At 42.4% G+C, this 14,756-nt stretch carries 15 protein-coding genes; 9 read left to right on the forward strand and 6 right to left on the reverse strand.

Going from position 1 to position 14,756, the window contains the following annotated elements; genetic code table 11:
* Positions 1-85 precede the first annotated feature (85 nt).
* Positions 86-979 carry a LysR family transcriptional regulator gene (locus tag BM378_RS10825; RefSeq protein WP_036973449.1) on the forward strand — a complete coding sequence of 298 codons (894 nt, stop codon included), beginning with the start codon at positions 86-88 and terminating at the stop codon, positions 977-979.
* On the opposite strand, the gene norR is transcribed toward BM378_RS10825, so the two are convergent.
* Complete coding sequence (gene norR / locus BM378_RS10830) at positions 976-2,538, reverse strand: nitric oxide reductase transcriptional regulator NorR (RefSeq protein ID WP_036973447.1); 1,563 nt, start codon at positions 2,536-2,538, stop codon at positions 976-978. The genes BM378_RS10825 and norR overlap by 4 nt on opposite strands.
* Before the next feature lie 158 nt (positions 2,539-2,696).
* Here norR and BM378_RS10835 point away from each other — a divergent pair, with 158 nt between their 5' ends.
* Positions 2,697-3,929 (forward strand): NnrS family protein, encoded by a 1,233-nt coding sequence (locus tag BM378_RS10835; RefSeq protein WP_074989185.1) that lies wholly within the window; start codon positions 2,697-2,699, stop codon positions 3,927-3,929.
* Between the two features lie 22 nt (positions 3,930-3,951).
* Complete coding sequence (hmpA, locus tag BM378_RS10840) at positions 3,952-5,115, forward strand: NO-inducible flavohemoprotein (protein ID WP_074989186.1); 1,164 nt, start codon at positions 3,952-3,954, stop codon at positions 5,113-5,115.
* 107 nt (positions 5,116-5,222) lie between these two features.
* On the opposite strand, the gene BM378_RS10845 is transcribed toward hmpA, so the two are convergent.
* The 3 genes from BM378_RS10845 to BM378_RS10855 form a co-directional block, all read right to left on the reverse strand.
* Positions 5,223-5,597 carry a hypothetical protein gene (locus BM378_RS10845; RefSeq protein ID WP_074989187.1) on the reverse strand — a complete coding sequence of 125 codons (375 nt, stop codon included), beginning with the start codon at positions 5,595-5,597 and terminating at the stop codon, positions 5,223-5,225.
* A complete protein-coding gene (locus BM378_RS10850; protein ID WP_074989188.1) occupies positions 5,590-7,224 on the reverse strand; it encodes a S41 family peptidase in 1,635 nt (544 codons plus the stop codon). Before BM378_RS10850 ends, BM378_RS10845 begins: the two co-directional genes overlap by 8 nt.
* 98 nt (positions 7,225-7,322) lie before the next feature.
* A complete protein-coding gene (locus BM378_RS10855) occupies positions 7,323-7,982 on the reverse strand; it encodes an endonuclease (RefSeq protein ID WP_074989189.1) in 660 nt (219 codons plus the stop codon).
* A 114-nt stretch (positions 7,983-8,096) separates the two neighbouring features.
* Between BM378_RS10855 and BM378_RS10860 the strand changes: the two genes are divergently transcribed.
* Positions 8,097-8,450: a VOC family protein gene (locus BM378_RS10860; protein ID WP_036973434.1), complete on the forward strand. Its 354-nt coding sequence runs from the start codon at positions 8,097-8,099 to the stop codon at positions 8,448-8,450.
* Here the strand turns inward: BM378_RS10860 and BM378_RS10865 are convergent.
* Entirely contained in the window at positions 8,425-9,150 is a 726-nt protein-coding gene (locus BM378_RS10865; RefSeq protein WP_065979421.1) for a hypothetical protein, read from the reverse strand. The two genes, BM378_RS10860 and BM378_RS10865, sit on opposite strands and share 26 nt — an antisense overlap.
* 147 nt (positions 9,151-9,297) lie before the next feature.
* Between BM378_RS10865 and BM378_RS10870 the strand changes: the two genes are divergently transcribed.
* Complete coding sequence (locus BM378_RS10870; protein ID WP_074989190.1) at positions 9,298-9,678, forward strand: hypothetical protein; 381 nt, start codon at positions 9,298-9,300, stop codon at positions 9,676-9,678.
* 3 nt (positions 9,679-9,681) lie between these two features.
* Here BM378_RS10870 and BM378_RS10875 read toward each other — a convergent pair whose 3' ends face one another.
* Positions 9,682-10,119, reverse strand: a complete 438-nt coding sequence (locus tag BM378_RS10875; RefSeq protein ID WP_036973431.1) for a PaaI family thioesterase — start codon at positions 10,117-10,119, stop codon at positions 9,682-9,684.
* 173 nt (positions 10,120-10,292) lie between these two features.
* Between BM378_RS10875 and lexA the strand changes: the two genes are divergently transcribed.
* From lexA to BM378_RS10895, 4 genes are all read left to right on the forward strand, one after another.
* A complete protein-coding gene (gene lexA, locus BM378_RS10880; protein WP_036973430.1) occupies positions 10,293-10,910 on the forward strand; it encodes a transcriptional repressor LexA in 618 nt (205 codons plus the stop codon).
* A gap of 543 nt (positions 10,911-11,453) precedes the next feature.
* Positions 11,454-12,596 carry a cytochrome c oxidase subunit II gene (coxB, locus tag BM378_RS10885; protein ID WP_036973429.1) on the forward strand — a complete coding sequence of 381 codons (1,143 nt, stop codon included), beginning with the start codon at positions 11,454-11,456 and terminating at the stop codon, positions 12,594-12,596.
* Entirely contained in the window at positions 12,596-14,191 is a 1,596-nt protein-coding gene (gene ctaD / locus BM378_RS10890; RefSeq protein ID WP_036973428.1) for a cytochrome c oxidase subunit I, read from the forward strand. The genes coxB and ctaD overlap by 1 nt, the downstream gene beginning before the upstream one ends.
* Positions 14,191-14,721: a cytochrome c oxidase assembly protein gene (locus BM378_RS10895; RefSeq protein WP_036973427.1), complete on the forward strand. Its 531-nt coding sequence runs from the start codon at positions 14,191-14,193 to the stop codon at positions 14,719-14,721. Before ctaD ends, BM378_RS10895 begins: the two co-directional genes overlap by 1 nt.
* The last annotated feature ends 35 nt before the right edge of the window (positions 14,722-14,756 follow it).

Below are 14,756 nucleotides of genomic sequence, written 5' to 3' on the forward strand. Positions count from 1 at the left end.
ATACCTTAACTTTAGCAAAAAACAGCTTGCAGAAAAGCCAAATAAACGCAAAACTTATGTGCATATACGCACACAAGAGGGCGCTATGGCAATTCAATTTGATGATTGGCAAGATGTAAAAGTTGCTTATGAAGTCGCACGACTAGGCACATTAACTGCCGCGGCAGAATCGTTGGGTGTTCATCACAGCACGGTACTCAGAAGGGTTAATAACTTAGAAGAGAATCTTGATGCACGCTTATTTCATCGCCATGCGCGTGGTTACACCGTGACAGAAATAGGTGCAAAGCTCTTTGCGACAGCGAAAGCGATTAATGCAGAGCTCGAAAAGCTACACAACGATATTATTGCTGCCGACAGTCAACTGCGTGGCAGTTTATTACTGACAACGGTCAGTGGTTTCATTGATGTATTAAGTGAAGTATGCGAACAGTTTCAGAGCCTACACCCGCAAGTACGGCTTGAAGTGATCCTTGACCAAAACCGATTACGTCTTGACCATGGTCAAGCTCATATTGCTGTACGTGCAGGCCCTCGCCCTGATGAAGGAGATTATATTGCTCAGCATTTGGCTGAGTTATCGTCCGGATTTTATGCGTCAAAAAGCTACATTGAAAAATATGGTTTGCCGAAAACCTTACAGCAGTTAGAGCAGCATAGTTTTGTGTCGGGTGTAGCTGGTTACAACGCTAAAGTGCCTTATTTTGCTTGGGTTGATGAGCACATAGCACCCGCACAAATCAAGCTTAGAGTATCAGAAACATCAGAAGCAACGCGTGCTATTGTTAGGGGGCTGGGCATTGGTGGTTTACAGCATGAGGTCGCAGATCAATACCCAGATTTAGTGCCTGTGCTTGCAAAAGAACTCGTTTGGCCGACCGACCTCTGGTTGGTAACACATCACTTGGTGCACCGCACCGCGAAAGTACAGGCGTTTAGCCAGCTACTAAAAGCCTATTTTAAAAAATTAAAAAACTAGAGCGACTTTTTTACGTTAATACCCAAGCGTTTGGCCAGCCTCACAAGGTTGGCCCTGTCGACTTTAAGCGTGCGGGCAGTGGCTGCCCAGTTTAAGTTGTGCTGTTCTAGTTGCTGCATAATCATCTGATAACTAAACGCATCGGTAGCTTCTTTTAATGACAGCGAGGATGTATTGGTATTGATAAGCTGAGTCGTTGTGTGCGTGTTTGTAGCACGTTTTTCTATATCACAGTGCTGTGGTTCAATGGTGATGATTTTCTGTTGCCATTGTTGTTGTTTGGCTTTCAAAGCAGCTCTACTTATCACGTGTTCAAGCTCTCTCACATTACCAGGCCAATCATATTGGCGTAGCAATATTTGCGTGTCGATACCCAGTTTTAGCTGTTTTATAGCAAGTTTGCGCGCAGTTTGCTCAACAAAAAAGCCAGCCAAAAGAATCACATCATTTTCGCGCTCTTTTAGTGCGGGTACGTTAAGTGGGTAAACGCGCAGCCTATGATAAAGATCTGCGCGAAAACGTCCTTCAGCAACTTCTTGTTTTAAATCGCGATTTGTTGCTGCAATAACGCGTACATCAACGTAACGACTTTGATCTTCACCCACGGTTTGCACTTCGCCACTTTGCAGTACGCGCAACAACTTACTTTGCATTGCTAAGGGTAATTCACCAATTTCATCAAGAAAAAGTGTTCCGCCATCAGCGAGTTGAAATTTACCTTGGCGAGTTGAATGGGCGCCAGTAAATGCGCCTTTGCTGTGCCCAAAAAATTCACTTTCTGCCAGATTCTCAGGTAACGAAGCACAATTAAGGTGGATTAAGGGTTGTTCTCGTCGCTTCGAATTGAGATGAATATTACGTGCAACAAGCTCTTTCCCGACTCCAGTATCGCCTTGTATCAGTACGCTAAACTCCGATGCAGCCACTAATTGAATATCATTTTTTAGTATTTGCATACAGTGGCTATTACCAATTATTTCAACACCTTCTCGGGTTAAAGCCTCAAGATTAAGTTGCTGAGCTAGTTGGTGATTGTGCTGTGCATGTTGCTGGTAATGTTGCACTGTAAGGAGGGTTTCAACATGTGCTGCGACTAATTGCATAAGCTGTGTGAGCTGAGTATGGGGGACATCATCAAAAGCATATTCGTTGAGGCTATCAAAGGTTAAAACAGCCAGTAATTGTGAATCTTGCTGTTGACTGTAAAGGGGCAGCCCCATGCATGCATGTACAGGAAAATCCCCCTCACGACTTTGTAATAAACCATCATAAGGGTCAGGAAGCTCACACTCTTTAGCAAACTTGAGCGGTTGGGTGCTTCTGCAAATTTCAAATAAACGAGGGTGCTCGTTTATCTCAAAGCGTCTGCCAAGAGTGTCTTGAGACAAGCCGCGCTGGGCGACGGGTTTTAACGTTTCGCCCTGCTTAATAAGTAGGGCAACGGCATCACAGTGTATCCATTCACTTATACAGCTTAGTAGATCGCTAAAGTCGTTTTTGTTTGGATTTACGTGGGCAAGTGCCAATGCAATATCGAGGATGCTTTTTTGGCTTGTCATGTCAAATTGACCTAAATGTGTTCTTTTGTCTTTTATAATGGTGAGTCATTATGACACATAAGGCAATGATTTGTTTTTAATTGATTGAAAATTAATGGTTTTTATTTTTGGCGTGAACTGTGCAATAAGCTGACTAATTCAGGCAAATAAGGGTTGCAATGAAAGTCATTAATTTAACAGAGCCAATGCCAAAAAAAATCCATGTTTATCAGCTAAGTAAATGGCCAGTATGGGGATTAGCATTTAGACCTTTCTTTTTAGGGGCTGGTATTTTGGCTGTTTTATCTATGAGCTACTGGCTGCTAATTCTGAGTGGCTATGCAAGTTGGCAGTTAACAATGCCTGCTACGCTGTGGCATGCCCATGAAATGCTATTTGGGTTTGCAGGGGTCGTTGCTATGGGGTTCTTACTGACCGCAGCGCAAACGTGGACAGGTGTGCCAAGTGTTAGCGGTATTAAATTGTGTTTACTTAGTGTGACTTGGGTTATCGCACGCGGCAGTTTCTTTGTTGACGTAAATGGTATTAGTCAACTTAACCTTTACTTGGTAGGGGGATTTCAGCTTGTGTGGTGGTTGGCTGGTATTGCTATTTTGACTGATATGCTCTTACAGGCTAAAAGCCGTCATAATTATTTGTTCATTTTTATTACCGCCATGCTATGCGCGTGCAATATGATTTTCCTCAGTTTGGTCGTTTTGCAAAAGTTTTCCTTTGCGCTAAGTATTGTTGATACCGCCGTTTTACTCATGGTGTTATTGGTGGGGGTTGTTGCGGGGCGTGTTGTGCCTTTTTTTACCGCACGCGGTCTTAATATTACTGAACAAGTGCGCAGCCCTAAGCTTGATAAGCTACTGCTATTCAGTTCGTTATTTGCCATTGCTTGGTATTTCTTAAGCCAGTTATTTTTTAACACATTGAGTGTTGGCTGGGTATTCGCATGGCTAGCTACCTTGCATTTTTATCGCAGTATTTTGTGGTGGCATGCAGGTGTATTAAAAGTGCCTTTATTGTGGTCTCTGCATTTTGCTTATTGGGCACTGGCAATAGGTTTAGCGTTAATCGCTGTTAGCTTTTACAGCCCACTCATACTCTTTAAAGATGCGTTGCATCTTGTCACTGTTGGGACGATTGGCTTAATGATTCTTGCCATGATGGTGCGTGTATCGCATGGCCATACAAGTCGTCCTTTACAGGTGCCTGTACTCGTGAATGTCGCCTTTATGCTTATTGCAGGAGCTGCCATTGTCCGTGCTCTGCTCCCCGCTATTTTAAACCATCACCTTGCGTGGCAATTAAGTGCATTGCTATGGGTGCTGGGTTTTATTTTATTTTTATTTCATTGTGCGCCCATTTTACTTAAACGTCGTGTTGATGGCCGTCCAGGTTAACTACTCTTGAATAGGAAAAAATATGTTATCTGAAAAAACGATCCAGGTTGTAAAAAGTACACTGCCTTTGCTTGCAGAAGCAGGTCCGCAAGTTACTGAGTACTTTTATGATCGTATGTTTAGTTATAATCCTGAGCTAAAAAATATTTTTAATATGACCCATCAAAAATCAGGGCATCAGCAATTTGCATTATTCAATGCGTTAGCTGCTTATGCTGCAAATATTGATAATCTTGAGGTCTTAAAAAGTGCGTTAGCGCGTATTAACCATAAACACACGAGTTACCATATTTTGCCAGAACACTACTCGATTGTTGGTGGGCATTTAATTGCGACCTTAAAAGAGTTATTGCCAGAGCAATTTACCCCTGAGGTTGAATATGCGTGGCGTGAAGCATATGCATTGCTTGCCGATGTATGCATTACAGAAGAAATGGCGCTATATCAAAAAACTAAACAAGCTAAAGGGGGCTGGTTTGGTACTCGTTTGTTTACGATCACTAAAAAACACGTTGAGTCAGATTCTATTACCAGCTTTACCCTCACTCCTTGTGATGGAAAGCCCGTTGTGTCGCACTTACCTGGTCAATACTTAGGTATAAAAGTCCACTCTAAAAAGACTGAGAATACTCAAATTCGCCAGTACTCTATCTCACAAAAAAGTAACGGTGAAAACTATCGGATCAGTGTGAAGCGAGAAGGACTGGTTTCTAATTATTTACATAGTTTAGATGAGGGCGAGCACATAGAGGTCTACCCACCCGCGGGTGATTTTGTTTTACGTGAAAGTAACTGCCCTGTGGTATTCATTTCTGCAGGGGTTGGTCAAACACCCTTGTTGGCCATGCTGCAAAGCTTACTTGACAAGCAACCTAGCCAGCCTATTCATTATTTACATGCCTGTGATAACGCTGCGCAATATGCATTTAAAGATTATTTGCTGTCAGAAGTTAATACACACCAAGGGCTGAGTTGTTTTACATGGTTTAAAGAAGGAGCCGGAGCCGATTTTACTGGTTTGATGGATGTTGCTTTACTGACTGAAAAGTTACCGCTTAGCGATGGCGCGTTTTATATCTGTGGACCCATTGCTTTTATGGCTTTGATTAAACAGCAACTTGTTAATTTAGGTGTGGCAGCCGAGCGTATTCATTACGAAGTGTTTGGTCCTCATCAAAGCCTATAATAGCGATATCTGACAAGGGTTAATTATTGACAATTGCATGGATAGCAACGCTATTCATCAGAAGCACTAGAAAATGAAAGGCGCAGTAACATACTGCGCCTTTTTTGCTATTTGACTTCGCATTCCACATTGGGCAGTGGAATACGCAACTCTTTTTTAGGGTAGTAAAGTACGCATTGATCAGCGGCTTTTTGCAATATGAACTTTTCAGATGGAATGCTATGTGCCCCCATAATTGGCATTCCATCTGGACCTTTACTGGTGCCGTGATCAATCAATAGTTCTGCGCTTTTTGTAAACACATCATCAGCGAGCGTTACTAAGCTCCCACCTTTGGCTGACTGAATCGCTTGTTGCAACTGAGTGATGACACCTGGGTTGACTCGCGTTAGTGTGGCATTTTGTGGTTGTTCGGCTTGGGTACTTTTACACGCCACTAAGCTTGTTAACATAGCGACAGTCAGCACATGTTTTTTACTCATTGCTCTTTCCTTTCGCTGAAACTGGACGAGTTAAATCCATGTTTTCTCTGTAAATAGGACGATTTGGTGAAAGCGATAACCCAGTCTCTTGTTCTGCTTGTGATGCAAAGTTTAGCTGTTTAGTTGCTGATGCTTGTGCCACAACAGGACAGCTATCATTTTCAATATGATAAAGAGCGGCCGCGAGGAGTCCTTCTTGTTGGTCGCCTAAAGAGTGATCAAAGTCATCAGCAACGACACATCCTTTCACATCAGCTGCAAATTGTGGTGTTGGTGTTGGGTTTAAGCCATCGGCGTATTCACCAAAACCTTTAAAGTTGGCACCGGTAAACTGAATTGTGTAATACGTCGTGGCGCAGTTATGCGTTGGGGTAAAGCCATAGGGTTTACCACAGGTTTTACCACCAATTAAAATAACTTCAGCATCAATGCCTTTTAAGCCATTTATAAAAGCTTCTGAGGCAGAACAAGTGCTTTCAGTGCTCAGTACATAGACTTTTGCTAAGTTAAGATCTGGCAGGGTATTATTAGTTACCTCAAAAGTTGAGTAGTCCACTTCAATATCAACGAACGGAAATGGGCTTTCGACAGGTTGTTTGTCGTTTTTAATGGTTTGATAGTAATAGAAACCTTGAGTATTAGCAGGGCCTGCGACCATATAAGCAAGCTGCGATGACAGCGCTAACAAGCCGCCACGGTTATATCTAAAGTCGATTACGAGTTCATCAATATTGTCGGCTTTAAACTGATTGACCGCATCAATAAGTCCTTGCTGAGCAATACTAATATGGCTATTAAATTGCATGTAGCCAACTTTGAAACCGTTTTCGGTAGTGATGGTGCCAACGTTTTGCACCGGCGTTTGGGTGATATTTCCGGCGACGATATTAATCGACTTTTCAGTGCCATCATTGCTGCGCAACTTAAAGTTGTGAGACTCGCCAGCTGTTGGACTAAAAAGTACTTCGTTTAATGTATCGACGCCTGCTGCGGTATTGCTATCAATGCTTACATTGTCAACCGATAGAATAGTATCGCCGCGCTGTAAACCTGCTTTAGCGGCTGGCGAATCATCTTCTAGATAAGCAACGCGCAACTCACGCGGAGGAGTATTCTTAATAAATGCCCAGTTAATTCCGTAGCCAGATACGACACCTGATTGCGCTTCTTTAAAGTAATCTTCGGTCGGTTCGCTAAAGTGGAAGTTATCTTTGTTAGCACCTGAGTCTGTTTTTTGGAACGTTTTTAACTGTGCAAAATAAGCGGCCACTGAATTAAAGTTATCTGGGTTATTATCTTCAATTTCATCGTACCAAAGGTAAGTTTCATTGCTCCAAGAGCGTAACCACATTTTCTCTGTAAATTCAGAGCCTGCTTTATCTGGGTATGGTTGGTTATTGTTGTAAGGATCATTGCCCGTGCGTGGTATTGCACATTGGTCTTTAAATTCACTCGATGAGGCAAAAGTACCCGCAGTCCATGTTGGTCCAGAATTTGTTGGGGGTGGTGTAGGCGTGCTTGTATTTGGGTTGGTTGGCGTTGATGAACCTCCGCCACCACAGCCAGATAAAGAGAGGCCTGACACCGCAAAAAAGATTGCTACTGCGAGTTTGTTATTTTTAAACATTTGTTTACTTTCCTGTAAATGATTGTTTAAAAAATATCAACAAGAAAGAGGTAAGGCAATAGAGTACGGTTGTAGTTTTGTAAACAGGTGTACAAATTTTACAGTGCTTTTCTATTGCTTATTTCGGCTATCTCGAGTTTTTGCCATGACTCAAACAAGGTGCGTTGCTTATCTGATATTTTTAAGTCATAGGTTTTTTGCATATAAAAATAGGTGTCTGCTATACGTTTTCTTGCATAAAGTGGTGGTTCGAATACGCGCTGTTTAAAATCTATTTTCACAGGGCATGCGCCGTAGTTGGCGCTGCTGGTTGTAACCATTCCATAGCGGAAATTTGAGCGGTCGGCATTTATTTCACCAATTGCAGGGGCTAGATTATGGATGTCAGCCTCCATTTTACGAAACTTTTCACTGACTTTTCGGCAGTTTTTACGCCCGCCATTTTGCCAACATTGTAATTGGTGCCCAAACTCCCACGCAGGGACTATATGTTCCCATTCAATTCGTTTCGCGCGTGCATTTTCTTTACCAGAGCGAGTGATTTCGTTACGTGGTATGTACCCGCAGACGCTCGGGTCGGGCACCAGTTTTTTTCCTTGGCGTTTAATATCACACCCGCAATATAAGCTTTTAGCATTTTCGGGTAAGGTTTTAATAAGGTATTTTTTGGCGCTAGAAAAGTTTGAAAATTGTTCTGCAGACGCCGTAAAGCATAACAACAGGCATAAAGTTGCTGATAAAAGTAAACGCATATCCATCACATAAGTGAACTACTGGAAACACTATTGTAAAACGCAGAGCTGAAAAGAAAAAGAGCACGCGCCAAAAGTAAACTATAGTCATTAATAAATACAGTCTATGGGAGTTGAACAATGCGGTTGGGTGCGTTTTCTGTGAGTTTAAATGTACAAGATATCCATGCTTCAAAGCTATTTTACGAGAAGTTGGGGTTTACTCAGTTTGCGGGTGAGATAGAGCATAATTGGTTGATTATGAAAAACGGTGAACATTTAATTGGTTTGTTTCAGGGGATGTTTGATAAAACCATGCTGACTTTTAACCCCGGCTGGGACCAAAGTGCGAGACCTTTAAGTGAGTTTAGTGCTTATGATGAACTAGAGGCGCACTTTAAACAACAGGGGCTGGCGGTACAAAAGGTCGGTGATGCCAGTTTTATTGTCACCGACCCTGATGGTAACCCTATTTTGATTGATCAGCACGTGTAATCGGTTTACGGCGTCTGATACGGACATTTTGTAGTAATAAAATAATGCCCGTAATACAAAATAATACGCTACTTGCGGCAAAGCTAATTAGTAATGGGTTGTTGAAATTTTCTCGTTCATCATAATCCATGATATGCAGCATCCAGAAAAAGTCAAAAATGCGCCACAAAGTGCTACGAACAGTAATGACTTTACCGGAGTCGCCTTCTAAATAAACGGTTGTATTTAACCAATCGTTATAGCTCACTTGCCACACATTGGAGCGGTGACCGACTTCTCTCGCTCCTTTTTCTAGTAACTGCGCACCCGCGACATCCGCCTTGATGAGTAAGTGTGCATTGGCATTGGCAATAATTTCAGTTTTAGTTGGTGTGCTCATAGCACGACCTGATTGACCGTCAAAGTTAAACACGCCTTTATTAGTCGTCACTTCGATGATGGGAGTGGTTAAAAAATGACGGTATTGAATGCTATCAATTTGCTGAAATTGTTTGGTTATTTGGTCAAGAGAAGCGGGGTAATCATGCAAGGTAAATGGATTATCTAAGCTACGATTGGCTAAATGTTTACCATGTACTTTTTGAAGGGGTATTGAGCTCATTACTAAGCCCCCTAATAACCAAAAAAAGAGTTGTATGGCGAGTAAGTAACCCAGCCACTTATGCCCTTTACGGGCATATTTAAATACGCGCTTATTCATTGATTACCTCTTATTATTTTTTTATTGGGCAGCGGTATAGACAGAGCGACTCAACGCTCTTGCAGCATTTACTGTATTCTAAATTTGGTTTATGTACAAAACTGAGTTAAAGTTTCAGAGATATCAATAGAGGGTAAAAACGAGAGTATGTCGGAAATTCAATTTTTAAATGTAGATCTGGAACTTGAATCAAAACACGATATTAGTGCGCTGGTAGCTGATTTAAAGAAAAACGCCATGGTTTTACATTACGACCAAGATGAATACCGTCAATTAGCACGTATTGAAGCCGCGGCTGATATCGGCACACCAGATAAAGCTATCAACCAATTATGTGAACTTATAGAGTCGTGCTCACGCAATGCATTAAAGCAATGGTTGTCTTGCTCAAAGCGTACTTTCGATATTGGGTTTGAGTCGGGTGACTCACCTAAATGTTTTAATCAAGCCCTGCACGCAGACACCTTATTACGTATTTCAGCGATTGGCGCAGGGCTCGAAATTACTATTTATCCTGTTGAGCGTTAATCACTAACGCTTGACTACCGCTGCGGTCATTCGTGATACGCAGCATAGTTCACCTGCCGCATTCGTTATTTTAATTTCCCATACAGATGTTCGCTTACCTAAGTGCAGTGGCTTTGCCGTGGCTGTTAAGAGGCCTTTTCGAGAGGCTTTAATGTGATTGGCATTTATTTCTTGGCCAACAGCATAATATGCGGTGAAGTCGACCACAAAATTGGCTGCATAACTTGCTACAGTCTCTGCTAAAACAACATTAGCACCACCATGGACCATCCCCATAGGGTTATGATGCTCTGGAATAGCGGGCATAGTGGCCACTAAATAATCGTCGCCGATTTCGGTTATTTCAATGCCCATTGTTTTCATTAATGTGCCTTGCCCAGTAATACCCTGTTCGAGTTCTTTACATAATTCGAGGGTGAATGGTTGATACCAAATGCTCATTGTGTTTCCTTCGCAAACTAACTTCTTAAGTGAAATATCGGTATACAATATGGTATCTATCCCCACCGTTCAATGCTTGTTTTTTATCATGAGAGGAAGGGGAATTTAAATTTGCGATTTTCAGATAACTGTATATACTCACAGTTAAATGTACTGTATGGAAAACCAGTTGTATGCGCCCATTAACAAAACGCCAATCGCAAATTTTAGAACTTATTAAAGTATTTATTAAAGACACTGGTATGCCACCTACGCGTGCTGAAATAGCGCAAACATTGGGATTTAAAAGTGCCAATGCCGCTGAAGAGCATCTAAAAGCACTGGCAAAAAAAGGCATGATTAAAATGAAGCCTGGAGCAAGCCGAGGCATTCAATTAGTCGAAGAAGACGAGCCAGAACAGCTTGGCTTACCACTGATTGGGCGTGTTGCCGCGGGTGAACCTATTTTGGCGCAAGAGCATGTAGAAAGCCATTGTCAGGTTGACCCTGCATTGTTTAAACCCGCTGCAGACTTCTTATTGCGAGTTAACGGCATGAGTATGAAAGACATTGGCATCATGGATGGTGACTTACTGGCAGTACACAAAACGCAAGTTGCAGAAAATGGCCAAGTTGTTGTGGCACGTGTCGATGACGATGTGACTGTAAAGCGCTTAGAAAAAGCAGGACGTAAAGTATTTTTGCATGCTGAAAATGAAGAATTTGCCCCGATTGAAGTGGACTTAGAGCATGAGTCATTTAATATTGAAGGCTTAGCGGTTGGGGTTATTCGCAACGCTGATTGGATGTAGCTTTTTATATTACGCGTTAATCGTTACAAGCAGAGTAATTACTTTATCTGCTTTGCTAAACTTTTTTGAAACAACGCACCAAATTGATTCAATTTGGTGCGTTGTTTGTTTTTGACCGTTTACCTAAGATTTGTTCACCCTTACTTTCTACATAAAGCCTTATACGGCGCAGTTTTCCTTTCTTTTTAAGTTTTTATACTTGCCTTAAGTATTAATTAACGCGCTGATTATAGTTGTTATTTTTGCACCAAAATAAACATTTATTACCACAAAAACTTGCTTATTGCTCATTTTTTAACTAATTGGTTAAGTACATTGTATTAACACCTATTTACGAAAAAGACACACAACAAATGTGTAAGGGGGTTAAACAATGAGTGTGTCGTTCACTGCGTCGTGATGATACACAGACCCAAGCTGTTTGCAGATGACACATCAACCATCGATTGGTTTGGGTATTTAAACAATAAAAAAAACGAATGGGCACCAGCTGTAACGCCTTTTCGCTTTGCGTCTTGCAATAGCATTAAAAGGAGCTGTCACATGGGTAAACTGCGTTACACCTTGTGGCTTATATTGGTAGCACTTCCGCAACTTGCTTTGGCAAATAGCCAATTCAATATGCGTAAAGGTGTCACTGATATAAGTAATAATGTTTATGAATTACATATGACGATATTTATTATCTGTTGTGTGATTGGCATCATCGTATTTGCGGTGATGTTTTGGGCTTTGATACATCATCGTAAGTCTAAAGGGGCAAAGCCTGCCCAATTCCATGAAAGCACGAAGGTCGAGATACTTTGGACTGCAATTCCATTTGTGATCTTAATCGCTATGGCGATCCCTGCCACCAAAACGCTTATTGCCATGGAAGATGCTTCAAAAGCAGATATTACAATCAAAGTAACAGGGTCGCAGTGGAAGTGGCACTATGAATACATGGGAGAAGATATTGCTTTCTATTCGATTTTAGCGACACCGAAAGATCAAATAGATAATCAAGCCGAAAAAACAGAGCACTACCTACTCGAAGTCGACAAACCTCTGGTGTTACCAATCAACAAAAAAGTACGTTTTTTAATGACCTCTGATGATGTAATACATTCTTGGTGGGTTCCTGATTTTGCCGTGAAAAAAGATGCCAATCCCGGCTTTATTAATGAAGCATGGACACGCATTAATGAGCCCGGTATGTACCGCGGCCAATGCGCAGAGTTATGTGGCAAAGACCATGGTTTTATGCCGGTGGTTGTTGAGGCATTGCCAGAAGATGAGTTTGCGACTTGGCTTGCAGACGCAAAACAAGCGAAAGAACAAGCCGCTGCTGCAGATGCCGCATTACTTGATCAAACTCTTTCGAAAGATGAATTAGTTGTTTTAGGCGAGCAAGTCTATATGGCCAGCTGCGCAGCCTGCCATCAGCCCACTGGCATGGGATTGCCTGGTGTATTTCCAGCCTTAAAAGGCAGCCCAATCGTGTTGGGCGATGTGAACGATCATATTGATATTGTTTTACATGGTAAGCCTGGTACAGCGATGCAAGCGTTTGATAAACAGCTTTCAATAAAACAACTTGCAGCAGTCATCACTTATAAACGCAATGCGTGGGGTAACAATACCGGTGATGTCATTCAACCGAGTCAGATTCAAGCAGCAATTGATGCAGCAGCGGAGGCGAACTAATGAGTAACGTTATTAATGAGCAAGCCACTGAGCATGCGCATCACGACCACCATCATCCAGCGAAAGGTTTCAAGCGTTGGTTATATACAACCAACCATAAAGACATCGGTAGTTTGTACCTGATCTTCTCATTGACGATGTTTTTAATTGGCGGCGCCATGGCTATGGTGATCCGTGCTGAATTATTCCAACCAGGTTTACAATTGGTTGATCCTCACTTTTTTAACCAAATGACCACAGTACATGGGTTGATCATGGTATTTGGGGCTGTGATGCCCGCCTTTACAGGGCTTGCGAACTGGATGGTACCTATGATGATAGGTGCGCCAGATATGGCCTTACCACGAATGAACAACTGGAGCTTTTGGATTTTACCTTTTGCCTTCCTTATTTTATTGGCATCGCTGCTTATGCCCGGTGGTGGTCCCGCTTTTGGTTGGACGTTCTATGCACCGCTTTCAACGACTTACAGTAACGATAATACCGCGCTGTTTGTGTTTGCAGTGCATATTATGGGTATTAGCTCAATTATGGGCGCTATCAATGTCATTGTGACAATTGTAAACCTTAGAGCGCCGGGTATGACATGGATGAAACTGCCTCTATTTGTATGGACGTGGCTGATCACGGCTTTCTTACTGATTGCTGTTATGCCCGTGCTGGCAGGTGCCGTGACAATGGTATTGACCGATAAGTACTTTGCGACCAGTTTTTTTGATGCTGCTGGTGGCGGAGATCCGGTGATGTTCCAGCATATTTTCTGGTTCTTTGGTCACCCTGAAGTCTACATTATGATCTTACCGGCGTTCGGTATTATCTCAACGATTGTGCCGACCTTTTCGCGCAAAAAATTATTCGGCTATGCGTCCATGGTGTATGCAACCTCATCAATAGCACTCTTAAGCTTTATTGTTTGGGCACACCACATGTTTACGACAGGTATGCCGGTTGCTGGCGAATTGTTCTTTATGTACGCGACGATGCTGATTTCGGTGCCAACTGGGGTAAAAGTATTTAACTGGGTGGCAACAATGTGGCGAGGCTCTATTAGCTTTGAAATACCCATGATGTTTGCAATCGCCTTTATTGTGTTATTTACGTTGGGTGGTTTTTCGGGGCTTATGCTTGCTATTACACCGGCCGATTTTCAGTATCATGACACCTACTTTGTGGTTGCCCACTTCCATTATGTATTAGTTACAGGTGCTGTGTTCTCCATTATGGCTGGGGCCTATTATTGGCTGCCGAAGTGGACGGGCAATATGTATAACGAGACCTTGGCTAAATGGCACTTTTGGTTATCGCTTGTTAGCGTTAACGTGCTGTTTTTCCCAATGCACTTTGTGGGGCTTGCAGGTATGCCCCGCCGTATTCCAGATTACGCACTTCAATTTGCTGATTTCAATGCCATCATCAGTATCGGTGGGTTTGCGTTTGGTTTATCGCAACTGCTGTTTGTTTTAGTGGTCTTTAAGTGTGCCAGAGGCGGCGAAAAAGCCCCCGCTAAAGTATGGGATGGCGCTGAAGGATTGGAGTGGGAAGTTGACTCACCAGCACCGTATCACACCTTTGAGACGCCACCGGAGATTAAGTAATGAATCACGCACCTTTGCTTAAAAAGCTGTTGTTAGCATGTTTAGCTATGTTTGCATTTGCCTTCGCATTGGTGCCGCTTTATGACGTGTTTTGTGATGTTACGGGCCTCAATGGTAAACCCTCACTTGAACAAGCCAAAGTCAGTGAGCATGTAAATACTGAACGTCAGGTTGATGTGAGTTTTACAACTCATGCGCAAAGTGGCGCCCCATTCAAAGTGGAGTCTGAGCAGTACAGCGTCGCTGTGCAGCCAGGCGCCATGCGAGAAGTTAAGTTTAGTGCTAAAAATACCAGTAATACTGACAAGGTAATGCAAGCTATCCCAAGTGTTTCACCCGGTAAAGCAGCAAAGTATCTACATAAAATTGCTTGTTTTTGTTTTGATCAACAGCCGTTAAAAGCAGGAGAAGAAGTGGAATTCACTTTACTGTTTTATGTTGATACTGAACTACCCGATGACGTGGAAGAGCTAACATTGTCGTACACCGTGTTTGATATTAGCGGGCAAGTTGTGGCCAAGAACGATTAAGCCGCCAAGCTAATTGCTAATTAGGAGCAAACAAA

Source organism: Pseudoalteromonas lipolytica (assembly GCF_900116435.1).
In the GTDB taxonomy this organism is placed as follows: Bacteria; Pseudomonadota; Gammaproteobacteria; order Enterobacterales; family Alteromonadaceae; genus Pseudoalteromonas; species Pseudoalteromonas lipolytica.

What these genes read in the sequence shown, in the direction of transcription:
- BM378_RS10825 (WP_036973449.1), top strand. Translation starts at nt 86, where the DNA reads ATGGCAATTCAATTTGATGATTGGCAAGATGTAAAAGTTGCTTATGAA.
- norR (WP_036973447.1), bottom strand. Translation starts at nt 2,538, where the DNA reads ATGACAAGCCAAAAAAGCATCCTCGATATTGCATTGGCACTTGCCCAC.
- BM378_RS10835 (WP_074989185.1), top strand. Translation starts at nt 2,697, where the DNA reads ATGAAAGTCATTAATTTAACAGAGCCAATGCCAAAAAAAATCCATGTT.
- hmpA (WP_074989186.1), top strand. Translation starts at nt 3,952, where the DNA reads ATGTTATCTGAAAAAACGATCCAGGTTGTAAAAAGTACACTGCCTTTG.
- BM378_RS10845 (WP_074989187.1), bottom strand. Translation starts at nt 5,597, where the DNA reads ATGAGTAAAAAACATGTGCTGACTGTCGCTATGTTAACAAGCTTAGTG.
- BM378_RS10850 (WP_074989188.1), bottom strand. Translation starts at nt 7,224, where the DNA reads ATGTTTAAAAATAACAAACTCGCAGTAGCAATCTTTTTTGCGGTGTCA.
- BM378_RS10855 (WP_074989189.1), bottom strand. Translation starts at nt 7,982, where the DNA reads ATGGATATGCGTTTACTTTTATCAGCAACTTTATGCCTGTTGTTATGC.
- BM378_RS10860 (WP_036973434.1), top strand. Translation starts at nt 8,097, where the DNA reads ATGCGGTTGGGTGCGTTTTCTGTGAGTTTAAATGTACAAGATATCCAT.
- BM378_RS10865 (WP_065979421.1), bottom strand. Translation starts at nt 9,150, where the DNA reads ATGAATAAGCGCGTATTTAAATATGCCCGTAAAGGGCATAAGTGGCTG.
- BM378_RS10870 (WP_074989190.1), top strand. Translation starts at nt 9,298, where the DNA reads ATGTCGGAAATTCAATTTTTAAATGTAGATCTGGAACTTGAATCAAAA.
- BM378_RS10875 (WP_036973431.1), bottom strand. Translation starts at nt 10,119, where the DNA reads ATGAGCATTTGGTATCAACCATTCACCCTCGAATTATGTAAAGAACTC.
- lexA (WP_036973430.1), top strand. Translation starts at nt 10,293, where the DNA reads ATGCGCCCATTAACAAAACGCCAATCGCAAATTTTAGAACTTATTAAA.
- coxB (WP_036973429.1), top strand. Translation starts at nt 11,454, where the DNA reads ATGGGTAAACTGCGTTACACCTTGTGGCTTATATTGGTAGCACTTCCG.
- ctaD (WP_036973428.1), top strand. Translation starts at nt 12,596, where the DNA reads ATGAGTAACGTTATTAATGAGCAAGCCACTGAGCATGCGCATCACGAC.
- BM378_RS10895 (WP_036973427.1), top strand. Translation starts at nt 14,191, where the DNA reads ATGAATCACGCACCTTTGCTTAAAAAGCTGTTGTTAGCATGTTTAGCT.